Annotated in this window: 2 protein-coding genes and 3 pseudogenes; 4 read left to right on the top strand and 1 reads right to left on the bottom strand. The window is 70.3% G+C overall.

The features are described from left to right. The 3 genes and pseudogenes from ACWEN3_RS42790 to lnt form a co-directional block, all read left to right on the top strand. A pseudogene (locus ACWEN3_RS42790) lies at positions 1–536 on the top strand (hypothetical protein); the annotation flags it as partial. Positions 537–1,185: 649 nt separating this feature from the next. Next, a complete protein-coding gene (locus ACWEN3_RS42785; protein WP_452983051.1) occupies positions 1,186–1,665 on the top strand; it encodes a nuclear transport factor 2 family protein in 480 nt (159 codons plus the stop codon). A 70-nt stretch (positions 1,666–1,735) separates the two neighbouring features. Then, positions 1,736–3,310, top strand: coding sequence for an apolipoprotein N-acyltransferase (gene lnt / locus ACWEN3_RS42780; RefSeq protein WP_452983048.1), 1,575 nt, complete (start codon positions 1,736–1,738; stop codon positions 3,308–3,310). Here the strand turns inward: lnt and ACWEN3_RS42775 are convergent. Next, positions 3,228–4,001: pseudogene (locus tag ACWEN3_RS42775) on the bottom strand (Gfo/Idh/MocA family protein); the annotation flags it as partial. The gene lnt and the pseudogene ACWEN3_RS42775 overlap by 83 nt on opposite strands. A 2-nt stretch (positions 4,002–4,003) precedes the next feature. Between ACWEN3_RS42775 and ACWEN3_RS42770 the strand changes: the two are divergent. After that, positions 4,004–4,106 (top strand): annotated as a pseudogene (locus tag ACWEN3_RS42770) (citrate/2-methylcitrate synthase); the annotation flags it as partial.

Genomic DNA, 4,106 nt, shown 5'->3' with positions numbered 1-4,106 from the left:
GTGTTACCGGTGCCGCCACCCTGGGTGCCGCCCTGGGTGTTGCCGGTGCCACCACCCTGCGTGCCGCCCTGCGTGTTGCCGGTGCCACCACCCTGCGTACCGCCCTGGGTGTTACCGGTGCCACCACCCTGCGTACCGCCCTGGGTGTTACCGGTGCCACCACCCTGCGTACCGCCCTGGGTGTTACCGGTGCCACCACCCTGCGTACCGCCCTGGGTGTTACCGGTGCCACCACCCTGGGTTCCACCCTGCGTGTTTCCGGTGCCACCACCCTGCGTACCGCCCTGAGTGTTACCCCTACCGCCCTGGGTTCCACCCTGCGTATTGCCGGTGCCGCCACCCTGAGTTCCACCCTGGGTGTTACCAGTGCCGCCCTGCGTACCGCCCTGAGTGTTGCCGGGCTTCTTATTGCCGGGCTTGGTCTTGCAGTTACGCTTGCACGGCTTTTCGGGGAGCAGGTGGTGAGCCTGCGTCGAACCGCTGCCGGCGCGCACCTGAGCGATGGAGACTGTGCCGTTCGGTGCAGGCGCAGCTGAGGCGGGGGTCCCGATGGTGACGATCCCTCCCACCATTGCCGCCGACGCTATTGCGGTCGCTATCTGCTGCTTCTGTCGATTCCGCACGAGCCTGTCCTCTCTCCCGTATGATGCGTGTCAACTTTCGCTTCTAGTGAATTCTATGCGTCGGAATGATGCAAAATGAAATCCGGACTGCTGTCGAGATTGTCGATGCCTCGCTCTTCATGAGCTTTTTTATGAGCTTCACTCACTGCGGGCAACTCCAAAAAAGGTCACTCCGCACATTCGATGGTTGACCCGAGAAAGGGAAAGGGATGCTGCTCGCCGCCAATCCGCCCGGTTGCCCCTGAAACCAGCGCGACACACAAGGCGGAGCAGTTCCAATGCTCCCCTCACGTTACGAGCACGTCAACTCAAGTCGAACGTGGCGACGATCCAGCGGCAGCCCGTGTAGTCAGAAATGACTACAGATATCTCGGAGAAATTCGCACCAGGTCAATGCTTCGTCACAGCGTGCACAATATTTGCCGTTCAACCAGGGCGGCGCCCACGCGTCGGCAAGGCCGAGGCGAGGCAGGGCCACCAGAGCGTCGCGACGGTCACCCGCACCGCCGAATTTCCCCGCAAGCCTCTTGGCTCCGACCGCCCCGTGCCCAACACTGTGCCGATGACGCAGCGTGCTGAGCTTGCGACCGTGATGGACCGGCTGGCAGTGGACGAGCTGATCACCGCGTACGCGGTGGCGGTGGACGACGGCGACTGGGCGGAGTACCGGAACCTGTTCACGACGGACGGGCGGGCGGACTACCGCTCCGCCGGCGGCATCGAGGGCGGGGCCGGGCAGGTCTCCGGATGGCTGGCCGACAATCTGGCGCTGTTCGCCGTGCGGCAGCATCTGATCGTCAACCGCCGGGTGCGGTTCGGCACCCTGGAGCACGACACCGGGGACACCGCCCGGGTCCGGGCCGACTACTTCAACCCGATGCGCTTCGCCGGCGGCAACGGCTCCGCCGCCCCCGACCTGGAGTGCGGCGGACGGTACGACTTCGGGCTGCTGCGCACGCCCGAGGGCTGGCGGCTGCGCGAGGTCGTCGTCCAGGAGAAGTGGCGGCGGATGCCACGGCGGACGGCCGCCGTGCCGGACTGAACGAGGGCCCTCTGTCCGAGATCGCTTCCGGCGCGCACACTGGAGCCAGCCCTGGGTAGGGAGGGTCCTTATGAGGACGATCGACCGCTGGCTCACCTCCCCCTGGCGACGCTCCGCTGCCGCAGCCGTGGCGGGCGCCCTGCCCGTGTTCTCGTTCCCGGCGCCCTCACTGTGGTGGTTCGCGTACATCGCCCTGGTCCCGTGGATCCTGCTGACCCGCGCGGCGCCGACCGGCAGGCGGGCGGCGTACGACGGCTGGTGCGGCGGCTTCGGGTTCATGGTGGCCGTGCACCACTGGCTGCTGCCGAGCCTGAACGTGTTCATCTTCCTGATAGGCGCGCTGCTGGGCGTGCTCTGGGCGCCCTGGGGCTGGCTGGTGCGCCGGTTCCTCAGCGGGGGGCCCTCGCCGGGCCGGTGTGCGGCCGCGCTGCTGGTGCTGCCCTCGGGCTGGCTGGCGGTGGAGCTGGTCCGCTCCTGGCAGGGGCTCGGCGGGCCGTGGGGCATGCTGGGCGCCAGCCAGTGGCAGGTGGGCCCGGCGCTGCGGCTCGCCTCGGTCGGCGGGGTGTGGCTGCTCAGCTTCCTGGTGGTGGCCGTGAACGTGGCGGCCGCCGTGCTGATATCCGTGCGCGAGTGCCGGGTGCCCGCGATGGCCTCGCTGGTCGCCACGGCCGCCGCGACCTGCGCGGCATGGGCGTGGGCGCCCCGCCCGGACGTCGACGGCCGGACCAGGATCGCGGTCGTACAGCCGGGGATCGTGGACGGACGGGACAGCGCCGAGCAGCGCTTCGACCGCGAGGAGCAGCTGACCCGGCGGCTCGCCGGGCAGGGCGTCGACCTGGTGGTGTGGGGTGAGTCCAGCGTCGGCTTCGATCTCGCCCACCGCCCCGACCTGGCCCGGCGGGTCACCGCCCTGTCCCGGCAGACTGGCGCGGACGTGCTGGTGAACGTGGACGCCCGCCGCTCCGACCGGCCCGGGATCTTCAAGAGTTCGGTACTGGTCGGCCCGGCCGGCCCGACCGGTGACCGCTACGACAAGATGCGTCTGGTGCCCTTCGGCGAGTACATTCCGGCCCGCTCGTTCCTCGGGTGGGCCACCTCGGTCGGCCGGGCGGCCGGCGAGGACCGCAGGCGCGGCACCGAGCAGGTCGTGATGAACGTCGGGCACGGGCTGCGGATAGGCCCGCTGATCTGCTTCGAGACCGCCTTCCCCGACATGAGCCGGCACCTCGCCGAGGACGGTGCGGACGTCCTCCTCGGCCAGTCCTCCACCTCGACCTTCCAGGGCAGCTGGGCCCCCGAGCAGCACGCCTCGCTGGCCGCGCTCCGCGCCGCCGAGACGGGCCGCCCGATGGTGCACGCGACCCTCACCGGCGTCTCCTCCGTGTACGGCCCGGACGGGCAGCCGCTCGGGCCGTGGCTCGGCACCGACGCGAGCACCGCGCGCGTGTACGACGTACCGCTCGCGCACGGCATCACGCCGTACGTCCGCTTCGGCGACTGGCCGGTGCACGGCGCCCTGCTGGTACTGGCCGCGCTGTGCGCCGGCGAGGGTTTGCGGGCGCTCAGGCTGCGCCGGAGCGGTCCTGAACGGCTCGCACCACCCGCTCGCACAGTTCATGAGTCGCCAGCGCGTCCCGGGCGCTGAGCACCTTCCCGGCCCGCACGGCGTCCAGGAAGGCGAGCACCGCCTGCTCGACACCGCGCTGCCGGGCCACCGGCACCCAGTCCCCGCGCCGGCGCAGGGTGGGCTGCCCCTTGTGGTCGATCACCTCGGCGAGGTTGAGCACCTGGCGCTTGGTGTCCTGGCCGGAGACCTCCAGGATCTCCTCCGCGGACCCGCTCAGCCGGTTCATCACGCCGAGCGCGGTGAAGCCGCGCCCGCCGAGCTGGAGCACCACGTGGTGCAGGAGCCCGTCCTCGACGCGGGCGCGGACCGTCACGTCGTCGACCGGGCCCGGCGCCAGGAAGCGCAGGGTGTCGACGACGTGGATGAAGTCGTCCAGGATCATCGAGCGGGGTTCCTCGGGCAGCCCGACCCGGTTCTTCTGCATGAGGATCAGCTCGCGGGGATGCTCCAGGCACTGCGCGTAACCGGGGGCGTACCGCCGGTTGAAGCCGACGAAGAGGGAGACGCCCCGCCGCTCGGCTAGGTCCACCAGTCGCTCGGAGTCGGCGAGTTCGTAGGCGAGCGGCTTGTCCACGTACGTCGGGACGCCCGCCTCCAGCAGCCGGGTGACGATCTCGGGGTGGACGGCGGTGGGCGCGTGCACGAAGGCGGCGTCGAGGCCAGCGGCGAGCAGCGAGTCCAGGCTGTCGTGGCGCTGTTCCCGGGGCAGGCGCGCTGGCCAAGCTGCTGATCCTGCACGCGGACCACGAGCAGAACTGCTCGACCTCCACGGTCCGCCTGGTCGGCTCCTCGCAGGCCAACATGTTCGCCTCGA

It is taken from the genome of Streptomyces sp. NPDC004561 (genome assembly GCF_053602155.1).
Note: the sequence above shows the minus strand (reverse complement) of the source record. Positions and strands in the feature narration are given on the sequence as shown.